Source organism: Peredibacter starrii (assembly GCF_034259205.1).
Lineage (GTDB): Bacteria > Bdellovibrionota > Bacteriovoracia > Bacteriovoracales > Bacteriovoracaceae > Peredibacter > Peredibacter starrii.
Genome location: NZ_CP139487.1, coordinates 208,718 through 227,580 on the forward strand (window position 1 = coordinate 208,718; position 18,863 = coordinate 227,580).

Annotated in this window: 17 protein-coding genes; 12 read left to right on the forward strand and 5 right to left on the reverse strand. The window is 43.5% G+C overall.

Features of this window, described 5'->3' with window-relative positions:
* Window positions 1-34: 34 nt before the first annotated feature.
* Window positions 35-1,555 carry a hypothetical protein gene (locus SOO65_RS01195; protein ID WP_321395666.1) on the forward strand — a complete coding sequence of 507 codons (1,521 nt, stop codon included), beginning with the start codon at window positions 35-37 and terminating at the stop codon, window positions 1,553-1,555.
* A gap of 10 nt (window positions 1,556-1,565) precedes the next feature.
* Here SOO65_RS01195 and SOO65_RS01200 read toward each other — a convergent pair whose 3' ends face one another.
* The 4 genes from SOO65_RS01200 to galU form a co-directional block, all read right to left on the reverse strand.
* Window positions 1,566-3,656, reverse strand: coding sequence for a hypothetical protein (locus SOO65_RS01200; protein ID WP_321395669.1), 2,091 nt, complete (start codon window positions 3,654-3,656; stop codon window positions 1,566-1,568).
* A 69-nt stretch (window positions 3,657-3,725) separates the two neighbouring features.
* Window positions 3,726-5,723: a replication restart helicase PriA gene (gene priA / locus SOO65_RS01205; protein ID WP_321395672.1), complete on the reverse strand. Its 1,998-nt coding sequence runs from the start codon at window positions 5,721-5,723 to the stop codon at window positions 3,726-3,728.
* Window positions 5,723-6,718, reverse strand: a complete 996-nt coding sequence (locus tag SOO65_RS01210) for a hypothetical protein (protein ID WP_321395675.1) — start codon at window positions 6,716-6,718, stop codon at window positions 5,723-5,725. The genes priA and SOO65_RS01210 overlap by 1 nt, the downstream gene beginning before the upstream one ends.
* Window positions 6,715-7,599 (reverse strand): UTP--glucose-1-phosphate uridylyltransferase GalU, encoded by an 885-nt coding sequence (galU, locus tag SOO65_RS01215; RefSeq protein ID WP_321395678.1) that lies wholly within the window; start codon window positions 7,597-7,599, stop codon window positions 6,715-6,717. Before galU ends, SOO65_RS01210 begins: the two co-directional genes overlap by 4 nt.
* Before the next feature lie 44 nt (window positions 7,600-7,643).
* Between galU and SOO65_RS01220 the strand changes: the two genes are divergently transcribed.
* The 11 genes from SOO65_RS01220 (at window position 7,644) to SOO65_RS01270 (ending at window position 18,305) form a co-directional block, all read left to right on the forward strand.
* Window positions 7,644-8,540, forward strand: coding sequence for a hypothetical protein (locus SOO65_RS01220; protein ID WP_321395681.1), 897 nt, complete (start codon window positions 7,644-7,646; stop codon window positions 8,538-8,540).
* Between the two features lie 31 nt (window positions 8,541-8,571).
* Entirely contained in the window at window positions 8,572-9,294 is a 723-nt protein-coding gene (locus SOO65_RS01225) for a hypothetical protein (RefSeq protein WP_321395684.1), read from the forward strand.
* Window positions 9,291-10,382 carry an LptF/LptG family permease gene (locus tag SOO65_RS01230; RefSeq protein WP_321395687.1) on the forward strand — a complete coding sequence of 364 codons (1,092 nt, stop codon included), beginning with the start codon at window positions 9,291-9,293 and terminating at the stop codon, window positions 10,380-10,382. Before SOO65_RS01225 ends, SOO65_RS01230 begins: the two co-directional genes overlap by 4 nt.
* A gap of 31 nt (window positions 10,383-10,413) precedes the next feature.
* The gene (def, locus tag SOO65_RS01235) at window positions 10,414-10,986 is read left to right on the forward strand and encodes a peptide deformylase (RefSeq protein WP_321395690.1); all 573 of its coding nucleotides are present in this window, start codon (window positions 10,414-10,416) and stop codon (window positions 10,984-10,986) included.
* Window positions 10,983-11,927, forward strand: coding sequence for a methionyl-tRNA formyltransferase (fmt, locus tag SOO65_RS01240; RefSeq protein ID WP_321395693.1), 945 nt, complete (start codon window positions 10,983-10,985; stop codon window positions 11,925-11,927). The genes def and fmt overlap by 4 nt, the downstream gene beginning before the upstream one ends.
* Window position 11,928: 1 nt before the next feature.
* Complete coding sequence (gene rpe, locus SOO65_RS01245; protein WP_321395695.1) at window positions 11,929-12,582, forward strand: ribulose-phosphate 3-epimerase; 654 nt, start codon at window positions 11,929-11,931, stop codon at window positions 12,580-12,582.
* A gap of 9 nt (window positions 12,583-12,591) precedes the next feature.
* On the forward strand, window positions 12,592-14,148 hold the full coding sequence (gene hutH / locus SOO65_RS01250) for a histidine ammonia-lyase (RefSeq protein ID WP_321395698.1): 1,557 nt from the start codon (window positions 12,592-12,594) through the stop codon (window positions 14,146-14,148).
* 9 nt (window positions 14,149-14,157) lie between these two features.
* Window positions 14,158-15,816 (forward strand): urocanate hydratase, encoded by a 1,659-nt coding sequence (gene hutU / locus SOO65_RS01255; RefSeq protein ID WP_321395701.1) that lies wholly within the window; start codon window positions 14,158-14,160, stop codon window positions 15,814-15,816.
* A complete protein-coding gene (gene hutI, locus SOO65_RS01260) occupies window positions 15,813-17,024 on the forward strand; it encodes an imidazolonepropionase (RefSeq protein WP_321395704.1) in 1,212 nt (403 codons plus the stop codon). The genes hutU and hutI overlap by 4 nt, the downstream gene beginning before the upstream one ends.
* A gap of 67 nt (window positions 17,025-17,091) precedes the next feature.
* Window positions 17,092-17,709, forward strand: a complete 618-nt coding sequence (locus SOO65_RS01265) for an LURP-one-related family protein (protein WP_321395708.1) — start codon at window positions 17,092-17,094, stop codon at window positions 17,707-17,709.
* Window positions 17,706-18,305 (forward strand): LURP-one-related/scramblase family protein, encoded by a 600-nt coding sequence (locus SOO65_RS01270; protein WP_321395710.1) that lies wholly within the window; start codon window positions 17,706-17,708, stop codon window positions 18,303-18,305. Before SOO65_RS01265 ends, SOO65_RS01270 begins: the two co-directional genes overlap by 4 nt.
* Here SOO65_RS01270 and SOO65_RS01275 read toward each other — a convergent pair whose 3' ends face one another.
* Complete coding sequence (locus SOO65_RS01275; RefSeq protein WP_321395714.1) at window positions 18,306-18,860, reverse strand: TlpA family protein disulfide reductase; 555 nt, start codon at window positions 18,858-18,860, stop codon at window positions 18,306-18,308.
* Window positions 18,861-18,863 lie beyond the last annotated feature (3 nt).

Below are 18,863 nucleotides of genomic sequence, written 5' to 3' on the forward strand. Positions count from 1 at the left end.
GGTTGCCGAACACCAGACACACTATGGAGAACCTGTGACTGTTAAAAGTTTACGTCTAACTTCTACGCTTTTTGTTTCTGCACTGAGCATCAATTCTGCCATGGCCCTTCCAATCGATTGGACTGGGGTTTTTGGGGTTGATACACACAATATCTCGAACACTTGTCGTACCAGCGATGCTATTGGAGAGGCACAAAAGCCACTACCGGGTGATGCAACTGGAACAGGCGTTCGAACAGGTACCCAGGCGCTTCGTAATGGTGACTGTGGAGCTACTTTTCAGACCTATACTATGCGCTTGAATCCAAACATCATAGTAAACGATGGTGTAACACTTAAAGGTGAGCTTTCAAGCGGTTATCTTCGTGGCGGATTCGCTGGGGATGATTCAGCTAATAACTACGATGGTTCTGGTAACAATGCTTACTTCTTCACGACTCCGGCTCAAAGAAGTGCTCTGAATGTTAACCAAATGTACATGGAACTTTACGCAGATACGGCCCTGGTAAAAATAGGCCGTTTCGCTCGCGGATTCGGTATGGGAATGATTTTTGATGATGGTCGTGATCCATGGGACCGTTTTCTAACTATGTATGATGGTATCGATGCTGAAATGAAGATCGGTAATTTCAGCGTTGCTCCTTATTACGCAAAAATCTCTAGCTATAACGACACAAAAAACAAACCTCAGGGCCAGCCAGTGGGTGACTTTGATGTGCGCGAGCTTGGTCTAGTAGCTAAATACGATAACAAGAACAAAGATTTTATCGCGAGTATCCTGTACGCGAAGCGTTCATCGGAAGCGAAGAACTCGCTCTACAATTCAACGACTGATGGTTCAACTCCTGCAGATGCAGAAATTGATCGAGGCAAAACGGACATCACAATTATTGATGGTTTCGTTTCAAAAAAATGGAACAAGTTCAAAGTGACAGCTGAAGCAGCACTTATGACAGGAGATTATGGCCAAGTTTATGCTAAAGGTGATGATTCGAAGATCTCTGCGAGCTCAGGCGTTGTTGATCTTAAGTATGACCTAAATCCAAAATGGGACATGGGTTTCCTTGCAGGTCAAGCAAGTGGTGACAAAGGCTCTAGTGATAAGTTTGAAGCGGCTTATATGCACCCGAACTTCCAAATTGCAGACCTTATGTTCCGTTATAACTATGCGGCCTTCAATGAAGGTGGAAAATCGATTTTCGATTCTTCAATCACGAACGCTCGTTTCTTCAAGCTATATGGTAACTACAAAACTGATAAGTGGACTTGGAAAGGTGCCTTAATCATGGCTAACGCACTTGAGACTGCCAAAGCCGGATCTCCATCTTATCATCATGAAGAGAACTACCGCTTTGATTCAGATTTCAAACAAGACAAAAACTACGGTTGGGAAATCGACCTAGGCTTTGATTACCGTTGGAATCCGAACGTTACAATCGGTGGTTACTACGGTTACTGGATGGTGGGAGATTACTACGCTTTCACGAACGCTGCTAAAGAACTGTCGCTCTCAAACGTGCACGGTGGCGGTCTAAGAGCGACTCTCGAATTCTAATTTTCTAATCTTATCTGTACATGCTGTACTGATTGTACTGCATGTACGGATTATAGTTCTGATACATCTGCTGCTGAGGATACATCTGATTCCCAGCTCCCCACTGAAAGTTATATCCACCCTGCATTTGATACCCACCATAAGCTTGAGCACCTAGCGGCTGAGAATAATACTGATATGGATTCTGCTGCTGCATGAACATGTTCTGCTGAGCATACGGTGTCTGCGGATACTGATAGTTCTGCGGAGTCATCTGCGCTTGCTGTTGCGGCCATTGGAAATTGTAAACTCCATTCTGACCTTGCTGAGGCTGTTGGGCCTCTGCGGCTCTTGGCTGAGGTCTAGTCGTGTCCTCAGGAAAAGAATCCTGCTTAGGAACTCTCTCTTCAACAACCTCTTCACCATTTTGAGCGGCAATGTAACGACGACCTTGGGCCTCAAGTTCGCCATATGATTTCGCCTTCGCATCGTATTCGGCCGCACGTTCTTCATCAATTTTGTTGTAGTGCTGAAGAAGGGCCGTTAATTCCTGGATACGCTCAACAGTGTCCTGGATACACTTCTGAGCATTACGCCAGTATTTGAAACAATAACCATTTGGTTGTTGAACTCTTTCGTATTCGCTCTGAATTTCAGCGCTGAAGTTCTGACTACGAATTTGAATATTCTGGCGCATGCGTTTTGCCAGTTGCGCGTAGTAATCAGATTTACCAGTCGTTTGACCAGTACGAATTTCATAGTTTTCTCTCTCAGTTTCAAGTTGGGATTTGAATGCCTGACGAGCAGAAGTAACACGAGACGCGGCTACAGATGGAGTGATCACCACGTTTTCTTGCTTAGAACCAAGACGGTGATAGTTATCAAGACTGATCATAATCGAGTTAAGCTTCTCAGCTTCTTCGAAACGACCGTCTTCAATTAACTTTTTCGTTTGAACACCAGTGAAGTAAGGCTTCTGTCTATAAGTCGAAAGTTCAGCAAGAACAACTTTTAATTCTTCTTGTTTGGCCTTCTTCGCGTCACCTTCAAGGTCCACCATTTGCTGATAAAGACTGATGGCCAGGTCAATTTTAGGTTGAACGATGTAGCGCTCAAAATCACCCATGACCTTCAAATCATCTTCAGTGTATTTACCTTTAAGAATGGCCTCTGCTGACTTCTTCGCTGATTCAAGAATCAGACGATCACGAACTTGTCCAAGCTGCGCGCTGTAGTCTTCATACTTTTCAAGGAAGTCGGCCACTTTGTAATATTCATTGATCGGACAATCTTTTAGTTTTGCCGCCTCTGCATCCAGACGCTCTTTTTCTTCATCCGCTAGAGTCAGAAGATTTTTAACTTGTGGATGGGCTTGCTCGTAATAGTCACAACGATCTACTGCTTCAAACGTTCCATACTTCGCCTTCACCATTGGTGATGATGGACCGTGAGAAAGAAACAGAAGTCTTCCTGATTGCTCAATTCCGTTGAATTTTTCATTCGCCTGAGAACTATAAATGGCCTTTGGATCTACCTTGCCATTAACAATCACTCCAGACTTCTGAAGACATTCTTCAAAACCTTTAAGTGTTGGTTTGAAAACCATCTCTTCATATTTTTCGAATTCGCCATTTTTAACTTTCGCAATTTTGTACTTACAGCCTTGATCAGAACATTCGCCAGTACTGTTGAATTTTACTTCAATGGCATAGGCCTTCTTACCCTGAATCTCTGGTTGTTTTAATTTCCAATCAAGCATGCTTGAGCAGTTAGAAATCATGTCAGGAGATTTAACTGTCAGAGTGCCTTGACGAGGATCGTGAACGATATCGAGCTTACCGTCTTTTTCCATGATTAAAGACGTGATATAACTTAAAGGTAATGAGGTTTGATCGTTTTCTTCACACTTATTATTTGTCGTAGAAGAGGCCCCACCACTCGGTTTAACTTCCGGCACTGGCTTCGAGCTACTTCCCACAGTCGTGCTGCTCCCACCTTCACCAGTTCTACTTACATGCTTAGGTTCCAGCGATTCCTGATATGAATTCAAGGAACCCAAAATACCCTGAGCGTAGACTGGCATCGTTGCCATCGAAAGCAGTAGGATCGAAAACTTTTTCATAATGTCCTCAAAACAGAAGTTGAGTTATCTCACCTTCTATTCGGACAGGAGGCCTTGAAACTTAAGCATTTACATGAGGGTATAGGGGTCGATATCGATCTTGTAGCTGACTGAACTCATGGATTTGTAGTTCATCTCGAAGGATTTCAAAAGGTTGTGGAGTTGAGCAAGGTCCCCAGATTTTAGCAAAATTGACCAAGTAAACTGGTTGGCCTTCTTTTCAATGTTCGCCGGACGCGGGCCCAAAACCGAGACTTCTGGAAAGTGCTGGGCCACCAAACCTTTGATCATTGCTCCAGCGTGCTCTGTAACATGGCCAATAAGTTTGTCCTGAAAGCGGGAAGAAAAGTGAATCATCGCCAGACGTTTAAAAGGCGGGCAATCACACAGCTCACGAATTTTTAGTTCGTCCTGATAGAATTGATGAAAGTCGTGGTTCTTCACAATCTGAAACAGTGAGTTCTCTGGATTAAGAGTCTGAATTAGAACTCTTCCATCTTGAGAATAACGACCAGCTCGACCGGCAACTTGAGTGAGTGTTTGATAAACTCTTTCTGAAGAGCGGAAGTCTGGAAAGTTTAATTGGTTATCGATACCTAAAATGAGAACGAGTTTTACCTTCTCAAAGTTGTGACCCTTCGAAAGCATTTGAGTTCCCACCATGAGATCGATCTTTCCAGCGTGGAAATCTCCAAGACGCTCTTCCAACTGTTTAAAGGTTTTGATTTCGTCACGATCAAAACGTTCAATGACTTTCTCTGGAAAAATTCTTTTTAGAACCTCTTCGACTTTCTCAGTTCCAAAGCCCTTATGAGACATCGTCATACATCCACAAGCTGGACATTGAGATGGCATCGGTTCTTTATACTCGCAGTGATGACAAGCAAGTTGGTGCTTACGCTTATAATAGCGAAGAGTAATGGCACAGTTAGGACAATTAAACTGATGTCCACAACCACGGCATTGAATGTAACTAGAAAAGCCAAGACGATTTACGAAAACGAGAACCTGCTCTTTTTTCTCGAGGGCCTCTTTAATCGTTTCAATTGATTTCGGAACCAGTGGCCATATATCATCTTCACTCTTATCCGACTTATCGCGAGCATCAATCAATCTGATTTCAGGAAGGAATGCATTCCCTGCACGCTCTTTCATTTCAAATAGATTCTGCTTGGGTTGGTGAAATGAATTATAGGTCTCAAGACTTGGCGTCGCTGATCCCATGACAACCGGGATATTTAAAAGCTGGGCCTTCTTTGAGGCCACATCCCGAGCATTATAAGGACAACGATCGTCTTGTTTAAAAGACGTATCATGCTCTTCATCAATAATGATGAGTCCTAGATTTGAAACCGGAATAAAAATCGAACTGCGCACGCCCAGGATGAGAGCGCCCTTCTTCATTGCTCGTGCTTCTTTCCAAATCTGATACTTCTGAGAATCAGAAAGTTCTGAGTGATAAGAGAAGATCGGAGCATCTAGATATTTGGCGAAAGTATGAATGAATTGCGGAGTGAGGTTAATTTCCGGAAGAAGAAATAACACACTCTTCCCTGCTTCAATTGTCGACTTAATAAGATCAAGATAAACGACAGTTTTACCACTGCCGGTCACGCCATGGACCAATGTTCTTTTGAAACTGCCCAGACCCTCGCGAATAGATTCAATGATAGATTTCTGAACGGGGTTCGGTACAAACTCCAGAGGTTGGCCCTCACCCAAAGTCTGTTCAAGTTCACGTGGTCGTTTCAGGACATGAGGCAAACAATCAAAGATCAATTGTCCCAAACTGTAATGATAATACTGGGACATCCATTCATAGAGTTGAAGTTCGGCCTCACCGAGTTTCCAATCAGGAACGATGTCTTTAATGGATTTAATTTTATCAACTGGAGTATCAGCGTATTCTTTAGATTTTGATTCATCCACACTGACCACACAACCAAGTTCAGAACGTTTTCCCAGTGGAACTTCTACAACCTGGCCGCGTACGAGGTCCCCTTCATAGTGATAAAGAAGACCTACGTTTTTTTGAGGATAGTTTACGGCAATGCGGGCAACTTTCATTAAAGTAGAAATTCTGGACGAAGCTCAGAAGATTCTTTTCCTTTTAAAATCTGGTCCCAATTATTCAAGCGACGAACTAGATCAGCTTCCTTCTCAACATAGTGACGAAGGTTTGTGATCTCAACTTGATAACTCTGGCCGTTTAAACTCTTAATCAAAATGTATCGAGGCATGGCGTGAGTTCCGTTTGCAAGCCAATAGTCCTTGCAAACCATCTCTAGTTCGCCCGCCTGTGACTTATAACGAATTTTTTGAAGGTCACGCGACTTATACGCGAATACTGCCTCAAACGGGCCAGCATTAACGACCCAGGCAATCTGGCCATCATCACGAGAAAGTTTCACCTGCTTCGTGTCTGTGTACATAGATTCATTCATGATTCGTTCCGCACGCTCACGTGCCTCGCGATCATCCGGACGCATTGGATTTACTTCCGTTTTCTTGGCGTTTCTGTCTTTGGCGATTGTTACGAGGTAACGTTTATAATCCGCCAGGAACTCCACTTTTTCACGGTTGATAAGTTCATTATTCAAACGAACCGGCACACCCAATTGCTTTAAGTAGTTCACCATGTGTGAACCATTATTCAGCGTCAGGCTATTAATCAATGAAAAGAAAAGTCCGCGCTCAAGCTGCTCGATATCCGTCTTCACTGTGTAAGAAGTAAAGTTCGGATAATAGATCTTATGCTCAAGAGACGATTCAGAAAAAGTCGCGTTCTTGTAACGAGTCTGAGCAATTTTCAAACTATCGTTCGGATTATGAGTGATGAAGATCTTATAGAAATCTTCCGGTCTTGAGTCTTGAACAAGTGAAGCGTCCTGGGTTGTGGCAGGAGTTTTTTCTTCACCCATTTTTTTCACTACCATTGTTAGTGAAATTCCGTTTCCAGTTACATCCGGATTAGATCCGTGACGAAACAAAGATTCTACTGTCGGGACATATGCGTGAGCAGCAGAGGCAAGAAACAAAGAAGCGAGGACAATTTTGATCATACTGAAATTCCATGTTTTACAAGTCGGCTCTTCAAAGACGCCAGGAATGTGTCTCTAATCTCAGGGTCTTTAAGTGCAAAATCAATTGTAGCATCAAGGTAGCCATGAACGTTACCAGTGTCATATCTTTCCCCATCAAAGCGATAGGCAAAGACGTCTTGACTCTGACAAAGAACATTAATGGCATCTGTTAACTGATATTCGTTACCGGCACCGCGAGGAATTTTCTCAAGGATTGAAAAGATTTTCGGAGTGAGAATATAGCGGCCAGGTGTCGCAAGATTTGTAGGGGCATCTTCTGGTTTTGGTTTCTCCACCATGCCCGTCATTCGAAGAGTTTTTTCGTCAACGATCTCACCTTTCACAATTCCGTATTTAGGCGTGTCTTGTTTAGGAACTTCCATCACACCAATCACCGGTGCACCGTTATTCACAAGTGATACATCCATAAGTTGCTTGATCGCCGGGTTGTCGTTAATCACAATATCGTCACCCAGAAGAATCGCGAATGGTTCATCACCAATCATGTTCTTGGCACAAAGAACTGCGTGACCAAGACCAAGTTGTTCTTTTTGACGAACGCTAGTCACGTCCACCATTGAACCGATCTTACGAATCAGATCGAGCTCTTTCATTTTATTATTTCTTTCAAGGAACGCTTCTAGTTCCTGGTTACGATCGAAGTAATCTTCCACAGAAAATTTACCCGAAGAAGTTACGAAGATGATTTGTTCAATGCCAGCTTCCACTGCTTCCTGAACAATGTAATGAATCATGGGAACATTAATGATGGGGATGATCTCTTTTGCGATTTGTTTCGTCGCTGGAAGAAATCTAGTTCCTTTACCTGCAATGGGAATGATCGCTTTTCTGATTTTCATAAATGTCCTTGTTTAAGAGAAAATAATTCTCTACATTTTTCTATATGAAGAAAGTAATTATTTTAGCTGCCTTATGTCTCATGGGCCAGTCTGCATGGGCCCAAATTCGTGATTTTCAGACTACTCGCTTAATGTCTACTGCCGGTGCCGGTGTTGCGAGTATATTATCTACCGAAGCCGCCATATTAAATCCAGCCTCGTCGGCGTTTTTTAGTGGTTCGAGTTTTTCCTATCAGGGTTATTCTACGGCGCTGAAGGACGAGAACGAGTTGCGTAAGGCCGCAAATGATGAATTTCCGGGTAACAACCGTTCTCAAGGTGCGTTCTTATCCGATCATTCTGGTGCGGTAAAGGGCGGCGTGGCCTATCTGACTCAGGATGAGAATAACTTCGAACGCGAAAAAATGGTGCTTCATGGCTCGGCTGCAATGGGTCCATCGACTGCTATGGGTGTGAGCTATAACTACGTTCAAGACACTCTTCCAAATTCTTATAAAGATCGCCATCAAACTCACCATCAAATGTCACTTGGTATGACTCATTTTGCTGCCGATGACATGATTCTTGGGATTGTGATTCTAGATCCAACTCGCACCAATTCAGGGGACGAGCGTTTAATTGCTGGTTTCCAATACACCATCACGAACCGTTTTATGTTAATTGGGGACGTGGGTACTCAATACACGAAGGCCTGGTCAGAAAAGTATCTCTGGAGAGCTGCAGTTCAGCTCAACATCTTCAGTGACTTCTTCATTCGTGTTGGTCAGTTCTACGATAATGTTACTGAGTTCAAAGGAACCGGCTGGGGTGTTGCCTGGATGGGTCCTCGCCTTGGACTTGAATTCGCGCAAAAATATTCCGACCAAATTGGTGACGGTAATTACATCTACGAAGGTGAATCACTCGTAGACACCTCACTTTCTGCCATCATAAAGTTCTAATTTTACGGTCATATCCACCGATAAGCTGGGTATGGCCACAACTAAGTCCGCTAAAGAAGTCCGTGAAGAACGGGAGAAGATGCTCGTATTAAAACACAAATACGACAATCGCATTACTATCACTAAATACGGAAAAGAATGTTTGGACGCTGGCGATTACGCCACCGCTCTTCAACGTTTCACCGAGTACATGGACATCATGGCCGAAGTGAAGCACGTGAAGGATTTCTACTCTCTTAAAACCGGACATTTTGATTCAAAGTCCGACATCACAGAAATGCTCATGATGAGTCACGTGTTCTTTGAAATGGCCCGTATCTATGACGCCGTTCCAAAGTTTCAGGAAGACTCACGCCGCTGTCTTGAGCAGTTTGTTGCCTTCTCGGCCAATCAACCTTATCAGGTTGTGAACTCAGAACTGATTCGTAAGCATTTAAAAAAATCAGTTTTCAAAAATCCGGATGCTTTTCGGGACGCTTATCAACAAATCTATGTTCAATCTAAGAAGTGTTATGTCGTGACATTCTGTTATGGTCACGAGCATCCAGTAACAAATGAGTTCCGTGAGTTTAAAGACTGGCTTCTTAATTACAAAACCGGCCAGGAACTAGTGCGTTTATATTATGGCCATTCATCAACCGCCGTTACTCGCTGGGAAAAAAGTCCTGCCATGCACCTCGTGGCGCGATTATTCATTCGCCCGGCCCTGGTTTTGTTTTCAAAAACGATCCTTCGCCTTATACTAACTAAATGATTCTCTCGAACTTAATCATTAAGCAGTGGTTTAAAAGTCTCATCGCGGCCGTGACCGTGTTGTTCCTTTTAATTTCTACGGCGGATTTGATTAACGGCTTCCTTCAAGGGAAAGACGCCATGAGAGTTCTGCTTGAATATTCTCTCAAGATGCCGGACCTTATGGGAAAGATGTTTCCCATCTGTTGTCTCGTGGCCACTCTCTTTTCATTGAATAATCTCAAGGCCCACGCTGAACTTATCGCCATTCTTGCGGCCGGATATTCTTATCGCCGCATTTATTTTTTGGTCGGTGCTTGTGCGCTTACCATGGTTGGCCTTCAGTTTCTTAACCTTGGTTTCGTTGAGCCTTATGCCAATAAAGTAAAACGTCAGGAAATTCAAAAGAGCCGAAAATCCGAAGGTAAGTACCTTACCCGCAGTAGTATTGAAGGTGGAAGATTCTGGTATAAGTCACAAAATTATTTTGCTTCATTTGGTTTCTTCGATCGAAAATCCAATGTGCTTCAAGATGTAGAAATCTATTACTTTACAGAAAATCACACGAGTTCAAAAATCCTAAAGGCCCAAAAGGCCTCTTTCATTTCAGAAGGAAAATGGCTACTCACGAATGTGACGGAACTTTCAGGTCTTAGTACTCCGACCTTTCCGATGCAAACAACCAAGCCAGAGATCACCATGTCACTGAATGAAAATCCAGATGACTTCGGTGAATTTGAAGCGGATCTCACGACTCTGAATTTTTTCAAACTCAATCAATTCATCAAACGCATGTCGAGAACCGGAATCAATATTTCCGAGTACGAAATCATTCTGATGAATAAAGTGTTTTTGAGTTTTGTGTGTCTGGTCTTCGCCCTTATTCCAGTTTCAACTATTTTCAATCCAAACCGTCGTTCTGATTCATTTGGTAAGAATGTCGTTCTGACTTTGTTGGTTACTGTCCTGTTTTGGGTTCTTTACAGTGGCGCCGTAGCTTATGGAAATTCTGGAGCAGTTGCCCCATGGCTTGCGACGGGAATTGTGCCGCTTTTATTCTTCAGTTACGTGCTATTTACCTTCTGGAAACATAGAAAACTCTCGATTTAATTTCACTCTTGTCTGTGCTATAAAAGCCCCTATGAATATCGAAAATTACAAACTTGAGGGAGAGCGTCTCCCTATCGTGACCTATCCTGACCCTGTTCTTTCCACTAAGGCGTTGCCGGTGACTGAATTTACACCTGATCTTCATAACTTAGTGAAGAACATGCTGTTTACGATGTACCACGCCCCTGGAATTGGACTCGCCGCTCCTCAAGTGGGAATTGGCCAGAGAATTTTTGTGCTAGATGTCGGTTATGACCGTGAAGTGGTTACGAACTCTGCTGGGAAAGAAGAAGTCCGCATGTCGAACTTTAATCCCATGGTTCTGATCAATCCGGTGATCACAGGAACTTCTGGAACAACCACTTATGAAGAAGGTTGTTTATCTGTGCCTGGTGTTTACGAAGAAGTTAAGCGCTACGAAAGCATCAAGGTGAAGTACCAGGATCTGAACGGCAAAGAACACGAAATGGAAGCAGATGATCTTCTTTCAATTTGTATTCAGCATGAAAACGATCACCTTGAAGGAATTGTTTTCATCGAGCGTTTAAGTAATCTCAAAAAGAATTTCTATAAAAAGAAAATGGTGAAAGAGAAGGTTAAATGAAAAAGTTTCGTGTTGCCTTCTGTGGGACGCCGGACTTTTCAGTTCCTACTCTCGATTTACTAAGTAACCATCCTCATATTGATCTTCGTTACGTTATTTCTATGCCCGACCGACCATCCGGACGTGGCATGGATTTAAAATCACCTGAGGTGATTGAATTCGCCAAAGCGAAGCGAATTCCATTTTTTCAAACTGAAAACATTAACAAAGAACCAGAGTTCCTGGAAAAGCTTAAAGCGGAAGAACTAGACTTCGTTGTGGTTCTGGCCTTTGCTCAATTCCTCGGCAGCAACATGCTAAACATGGGAAAGCTTGGTTGTTTTAACATCCACACTTCAGTTCTTCCGAAGTATCGTGGGGCCGCTCCGATTCAATACGCACTTCTTAACGGCGACACTGAGACAGGTGTTTCGATTCAGAAGATGGTGAAGAAAATGGATGCTGGTGATCTTGTTCACTTTCACACAGTTCCCATTGCGGAAACTGAAACTGGTGGACAACTTTATACGCGATTGAAGTTCCAAGCAGCTCTAGCGATGAATGATCTCATCACAAAGCTTCTGGAAAACAAAGTTACCTATACAGTTCAAGACGAGAGCAAAGTTTCATTTGCTCCGACTCTTAAAAAAGAAGATGGTCTTCTGAACTTCAAAGAAAAGACCGTCGCTCAAATTCTAAATAACATTCGCGCGCTTGATCCCTGGCCCGGCACTTACTGTTTCTTAAACGGTAAACGTCTTAAAGTTTTGGAAGCACAAAAATATCACAAGAAACTAGCTCCAGGTAAGGCCGAGAACGATCTAGGTTCACTGGTAGTTGGTTGCGTAGATGGAACTCTTCGCCTCACTCAAGTTCAGCTTGAAGGCAAAAAGGCCTGCACGGATCGCGAACTACTAAACGGCATTAAAACTGAAATCATTCTAACTTCTGATAAGGAATAGTATGTCGGTCATCATTTCACCAAGTCTTCTGTCAGTAGATTTTCTGGAACTAAAGACTGAACTAGAGCGTTTAAATGAGATCGATGATCTATGGCTTCACTTAGACGTCATGGACTCGCACTTCGTTCCGAACCTAACCTTCGGTGAACCAGTACTTAACAAAGTTAAAACTGTTTCTAAGCACAAGCTTGATGCTCACTTCATGGTGACGGATCCAGACTTCTTCGTGGAAAACTTCAAGAACGTAGGTCTTCATAACTTCACCTTTCACTGGGAAGCGACGAAGAATCCTGAAGAACTTATTAAAAAAATCAAAGCACTTTATCCTTCTGCCGGAATTTCTCTTAAACCTGGAACTCCCCTATCAGCAATCCCGATGAAAATTTGGGAGATGGTTGATCTCGTCCTCATCATGAGTGTTGAGCCGGGCTTCGGTGGCCAGAAGTTCATGCCAGAATCGATTGATAAAGTGATTGCCCTGGATCTTATTCGTCATGAGAACAAACTCAACTTCCAAATCCAAGTTGATGGCGGAATCAATGGCGAGAATGCCGGGTACCTTATCCAAGCCGGGGCCAACAATCTAGTTGCTGGTTCTTATGTCTTCGGAGCTCCTAATAAAGATTATCTCTCTCGTATTAATAAAATTCGTTAAGGTTCACACATGTTAAATTTCGACAAAGCTAAAGTATTTAAACTAAACGGTACCAATCTTACTCTGGAAGATCTGGCCTTCATCGCTAAAGCAAAGGCCGGCGAAGTAAAACTAGAAATCGAAGCAGCTGCCTGGGACAAAATGCACAAGTCTCGCCAAGTGGTTCTTGATATCGTGAAAAAAGGGAAACCTGTTTACGGTATTAACACTGGTTTCGGAGCTCTTGCCTCAAAACAAATCGCAGTAGAAGACCTTGAGCAACTTCAATACAACTTGATTCGCTCTCACTGTACAGGTGTTGGCCGTCCGTTTAACCGTACGGTTACTCGTGCTATCATGCTTTCACGTGCGAACTGCTTGATCCAGGGTTTCTCTGGTGTAACTCCAGATACGATCGCGCTTCTTTTTGACTTCATTAACTATGACATTAATCCCGTGATTCCTGAAAAAGGTTCAGTGGGTGCTTCAGGAGATCTAGCTCCACTTTCTCACATCGCTCTTGCTCTTATCGGCGAAGGTGAAGTTGAGTACGGCGGCAAGATCGTTAAATCTGATTTCGCCATTCACCAGATTGGTAAAACACCAGCGAAGCTTGGTGCCAAAGATGGTCTAGCACTTATTAACGGAACTTCCGTAATGCTTGCCCTTGGTGCTCTTGCCCTTTGGGACGCTAAAAGAATTGTAAAACAGGCCGATATCATCGCTAGTCTAACTCTTGATGCTGTTCGCGGAACACCTGCAGCTTATGATGCTCGCATCTCAATGCTTAAGCCTCAACCAGGCCAGGTCGATGTTTCTCGTAACATGCTGACACTGATTAAAGGTTCTGAAATTGCCGTTTCTCATAAGGACGATGGTAAGGTTCAAGATCCATATTCACTTCGTTGTATCCCACAAGTTCATGGGGCCTGCAGACAAACTATTCGTCACGCAGAAGAAGTGCTTAACATCGAGCTTAACTCTGTAACTGATAACCCGCTTGTGTTCATCGAAACTGGTGACGTTATCTCTGGTGGTAACTTCCACGGTGAAGCACTTGCTCTTTGTATGGATTATCTGGCGATGGGACTTTCTGAAATCGCCAACATCGCTGAACGCCGTGTGGAAAAGATGATGAACCCAAGCTTCTCTGATCTTCCAGCATTCCTAACGAAGAACTCAGGTCTTAACTCTGGTCTCATGATCGCTCACGTAACAATGGCGGCCCTGGCCTCTGAAAACAAATATCTTTGTCACCCAGCTTCAGTGGATTCAATTCCGACATCAACAGATAAGGAAGACCACGTATCAATGGGTGTGACTGCTGGACGTAAACTTCATGAAGTTGTGTCGAACGTTCAAAACTGTCTGGCGATCGAACTTCTTTGTAACACGCAAGGGATCGAGTTCCTTCGTCCGATGAAGTCTTCAGTTGCTATCGAGAAAGCTTACTCGCTTGTGAGAAAGCACGTTCAACCAATTGGCGAAGATCGTATCTTCCACAAAGACATCGAGAATTTAACTAAACTTGTTCAAAGTGAAGAACTAATTAAGGAAGTGGAAGCCGTAGTTGGCCCACTAGCCTAAGGAGATTTTATGTCAAATATTCCTCTTCCACCGACTGGTGACAAATTAACTTGTAAGGGCTGGCACCAAGAGGCCGCTCTTCGTTGTTTACTCAATAACCTTCACCCTGATGTTGCTGAAGACCGCGAGCAATTAATTGTTTACGGTGGTAACGGCCAGGCTGCAAGAAACCCAAAAGCGCTTAATGATCTCATCAACACGCTTAAGAATCTGGAGAACAACGAAACACTTATCGTTCAATCTGGTAAACCAGTGGCGGTTTTCCCTTCTAACCCTCAAGGTCCTCGCGTCCTAATCGCGAACTCAAACCTTGTTCCTAATTGGGCGAACTGGGATCACTTCAATAAACTAAAAGACGAAGGTCTCATGATGTACGGTCAAATGACTGCTGGATCATGGATCTACATCGGCTCTCAAGGCATCGTTCAAGGTACTTATGAGACTTTCGCAGCTGCTGCTCGCAAGCACTGGGGCGAGAACGCAACTCTTAAAGGTAAACTCGTTCTTACTGCCGGTATCGGCGGTATGGGTGGAGCTCAACCACTCGCTGTAAAAATGGCGGAAGGTGTTTGTCTTTGCTGTGACGTGGATGTAACTCGCATCGAGAAACGTCTTAAATCAAAATACCTCGACGTTCTAGCGAACAACTTCGATGAAGCTCTTCAAATCGCTCTTAAAGCGAAGAACGCTGGTGAAGCACTCACTGTTGGTGTGGTTGGTAACGCTGTTGATTTCTTCGAGTTCGTACTTGATCAAGGCATCGTTCCAGATCTAGTGACTGACCAAACTTCAGCTCACGATCCACTTAACGGTTACGTTCCTGCTGGTATGACTCTGGCAGAAGCTAATGAACTAAGAAAAACCAATCCTCAGAAATACACTGAGTATTCTTACGAAACAATGGGCGCTCACGTTCGCGTGATGATCGCTTTTAAGAAGAAAGGCTCTCACGTATTTGATTACGGTAACAACCTTCGTGCTGGTGCTCAGAAAGTTGGTGTTAAAGACGCTTTCTCTTTCCCGGGTTTCGTTCCAGCTTACATCCGTCCTCTATTCTGTGAAGGATCTGGTCCATTCCGTTGGGTCGCTCTTTCTGGTGATCCAGAAGACATCCGCGTAACAGATGAAGCTCTTAAAGAGCTTTTCCCAGAGAACAAATCGATGATCAACTGGCTTGATAAGGCCGGCAAAATGATTCAGTTCCAAGGCCTTCCTGCTCGTATCTGTTGGTTAAAGTACGGTGACCGTGAAAAAGCGGCCCTTCTATTCAATAAACTTGTTCGTGAGAAGAAAGTTAAAGCTCCAATCGTGATCGGCCGTGACCACTTAGACTGTGGTTCAGTGGCAAGTCCAAACCGTGAAACAGAAGCGATGAAAGACGGTTCAGATGCAGTTTCTGACTGGCCTCTACTAAACGCGATGATCAACATCAATAACGGTGCTAGCTGGATTTCTCTTCACCACGGTGGTGGTGTAGGTATGGGTTATTCTCAGCACTCTGGTATGGTGATCGTTTGTGACGGAACGGCCGAGATGGATGAGCGTCTATCACGCGTTCTAAACTCAGATTCAGGTATGGGCATCGTTCGTCACGCAGACGCGGGCTACGACATCGCTCTTGATATCGCGAAAAAACCAACGACTAAAATTAAGTTCCCATCACTATGAAAACTTACGTTCATCTCAATCAATTAGTAACTCTGGAAGGCGCCCTGAAAAAAGACGGGCGCCGACTTGTTCCCGCTGATTTATCAATCATCGAGGACGGAGCGATTGTATTTGATGATGAACGTATCGTTTGGACTGGAAAGTCTTCAGAACTTCCGGCCGAATATCAAAAAAACTCCATCGATATGAAGGGCCATGTGCTGACACCGGAAATGGTGGATTCACATACTCACATCGTATTCGGTGGAGATCGCGCGCAAGAGTACGCTGATCGTTTAAATGGTGTGAGCTACGAAGAGATCGCCAAGCGTGGCGGTGGAATTCTCCTCACCATGACTCAAACGAATAAGGCAACAACTGAAGAGCTGTTTAATTCAGCTTGTGCTCGCATAGAGCGTCTTCATTCTTATGGAATTGGTACAATTGAAATCAAGTCCGGTTATGGTCTTAATTTTGAGAAAGAATACGAAGTTTCGCTCGTAATTGATCGCCTGAAGAAAAAGTATCAACCCAAGATTCAGATTTTTAATACTTATCTCGCGGCCCATGATGTGCCTCGCACTTTCTCTTCTTCATCTCAGTATTTAAAAGAAGTGGTACTGCCGCTTTTAGAAAAACTGGCACCAATGAAAGTGATTGATGCCGTGGATATCTTCCACGAGAAGAACTATTTCACTGCTGAAGACACGGATTTATTATTCTCCCGTGCCAAGCAACTAGGCATAGCTCGCAAGATCCATGCCGATGAATTAAATGATAATGATGGAGCGAAACTCGCTGTAAAACATGAGGCACTTTCTGCAGATCACCTATTAAAAATTTCAGCTTCTGGAATTGCAGCGCTGGCAAACTCAAAAACAGTTGCGACTCTTCTTCCTGGAACGGCGTTCTTCTTAGGAAAACCTTTGGCCCCTGCGCGTACTATCCTAGATGGTGGAGCGAAGGTCTCAATTGCCTCAGATTACAATCCCGGCTCTTGTCACTGTGATAACCTACTCCTGATTGCTTCCATCGCCTCGGCCCAAATGAAGCTTAACCAAGCAGAACTTTGGACTGGGATTACCCTAAACGCAGCTGCAGCCCTTGCCCTTCCTAATCAAGGTGCCCTGCTGCCTGGTATGCGTCCGCGGTTTTCAATATTTAAGACCGAAAGCTTGTCCCACATTACTTATAATTGGGGCAAAAACTTCGCGGTAACGACCCTATAAAGTGTTCACACTTTAACATTCGTATCTAATTTCATGGCTTAATACTTCAAATCCTCTTGGAGTACCTATGAAAGGTCTATTAGCGCTACTTACGTTCGCAACGACTCTATCCGCATTTGCTGCTTGTCCGAGCATAGAATTGCCAACCCAATTTAAGGCCCGCGAACAATGGGCATCTCTTGGTGTGGACATGGATTTGAGCGCCAATAAAACTCGCCTGGGTGAAATTGAAGAAAGAGTGGTTCGTCTTACTCCTACGTTTGATCTCTACAATATCGATGGGAAGAAAGTGGCCCATGCCCGAAAAAAACTGTTCAGTTGGGGCACTACTATTGAAGTCTCAGACTGTGAGGGCAACCTCATCGGTAAAGTGAAAGAAAATATCCTGCGCTCTATATGGGACTTCTATACTCGTTATGAAATCCTGGATGCTAATGACAATGTCATCGCCGCGACTGAAAAGATGGAATTCTTCAGCACTGAATTCAAGGTCTTCACTCATAAGGACAAAAAGAAAGAAGAGATCATGCGCATGACTCGTCCAATGATTAACGTGCTCGTAGATAACTGGAACATAAAAATTTTGAAAGAAGGCGTGATCGATCCACGTATTCTGGTAATGATTCCTGCCTTTAAAACTTCATCTGATAATGAACAACGTGAAAAAGAAGAGAAGAAAAAATGAAAACACTACTTTCTGCCATCATTCTCCTTTCATCAGTTTCGGCATTTGCTAATTGTCCGGAATTCAAAGTTCCAAAAAAATTTATGGCGCGAGAGAGTCTATTTAGCTCGCGTGCAACCGATATGACTTTCGATGCTGGTGGAAATCGGATCGCCAAAATCGAAGAACGTCTCTTAAGCGCCACCACCACATTTGATCTTTACGATAATAAACGCCAAAAAATTGCGACCGCCCGACAGAGAATGTTCAGTGGCGGTACTGAAATTGAAATCAAAGATTGCGCCGGGAAAATAATAGGGAAAATAAAAGAAAGAGTTTTCCACAACATGTTTGATATCTACTCAAAATACAGCATTCTGGATGCCACTGGAAAAGTGATTGCAGAATCTGAAAAGAAAGAAATATTGGCCCCAAGTTTTTCAGTAACGGGGACCAATGGAAAACAGCTAATGAAAATGCGTTTGTCGACCTTCAGCACTCGCAGCTTAGATGAATGGGTAGTGGAAATTCTCAATGACACTCAGGCCGACCCGAGAATCTTGTTAATGATCCCGGCCTTCAAAACATCGGCCGATAATCGAGAAACTGAAAAGTAATTACTGGCCGAGTTGTTTATCAATCATGTCTAAGAAGTCTTTATCCATAAAATTATGGAGCTTCTTATTCACGTAGATGACTCTGCCCTTGTGATAAACAATCGACACCGGATAGGTGCGAATCTGAAACATCTCCGAGATATGGCTTCTTGGATCTTCTACTGATTCAAAATTCAGATGGTACTTCGACTCAGTTTTACGAATGTGTTCGGCCGAATCAGCGTCGTCACCATTGATCCCAATGACCTTCACTTTCCCCTTATATTTTTCCTGAAATTGCACCAGAGAAGGGAACTCTTTTAGGCAGGGAATACACCAGGATGCCCAGAAATTAAGCAGGATAATTGGCGAAGGATCTTTCTTGAGTTCAATAGTCGTATTCTTAGACGTCGTTAATTTAAGCGTTTGGAAATTGGTCTCATATACGGAGTGTTTTTGTTTGTCCTCTTCCACTAATTCCGCGTTACTATTGAAGTTGTCCCAAAGGATTTGGGTGGAGAGGAAGCCCGTAAAGGCCAGGATAAAGAGCAGAATGGGAATAAGCTTTTTCTTCATTGC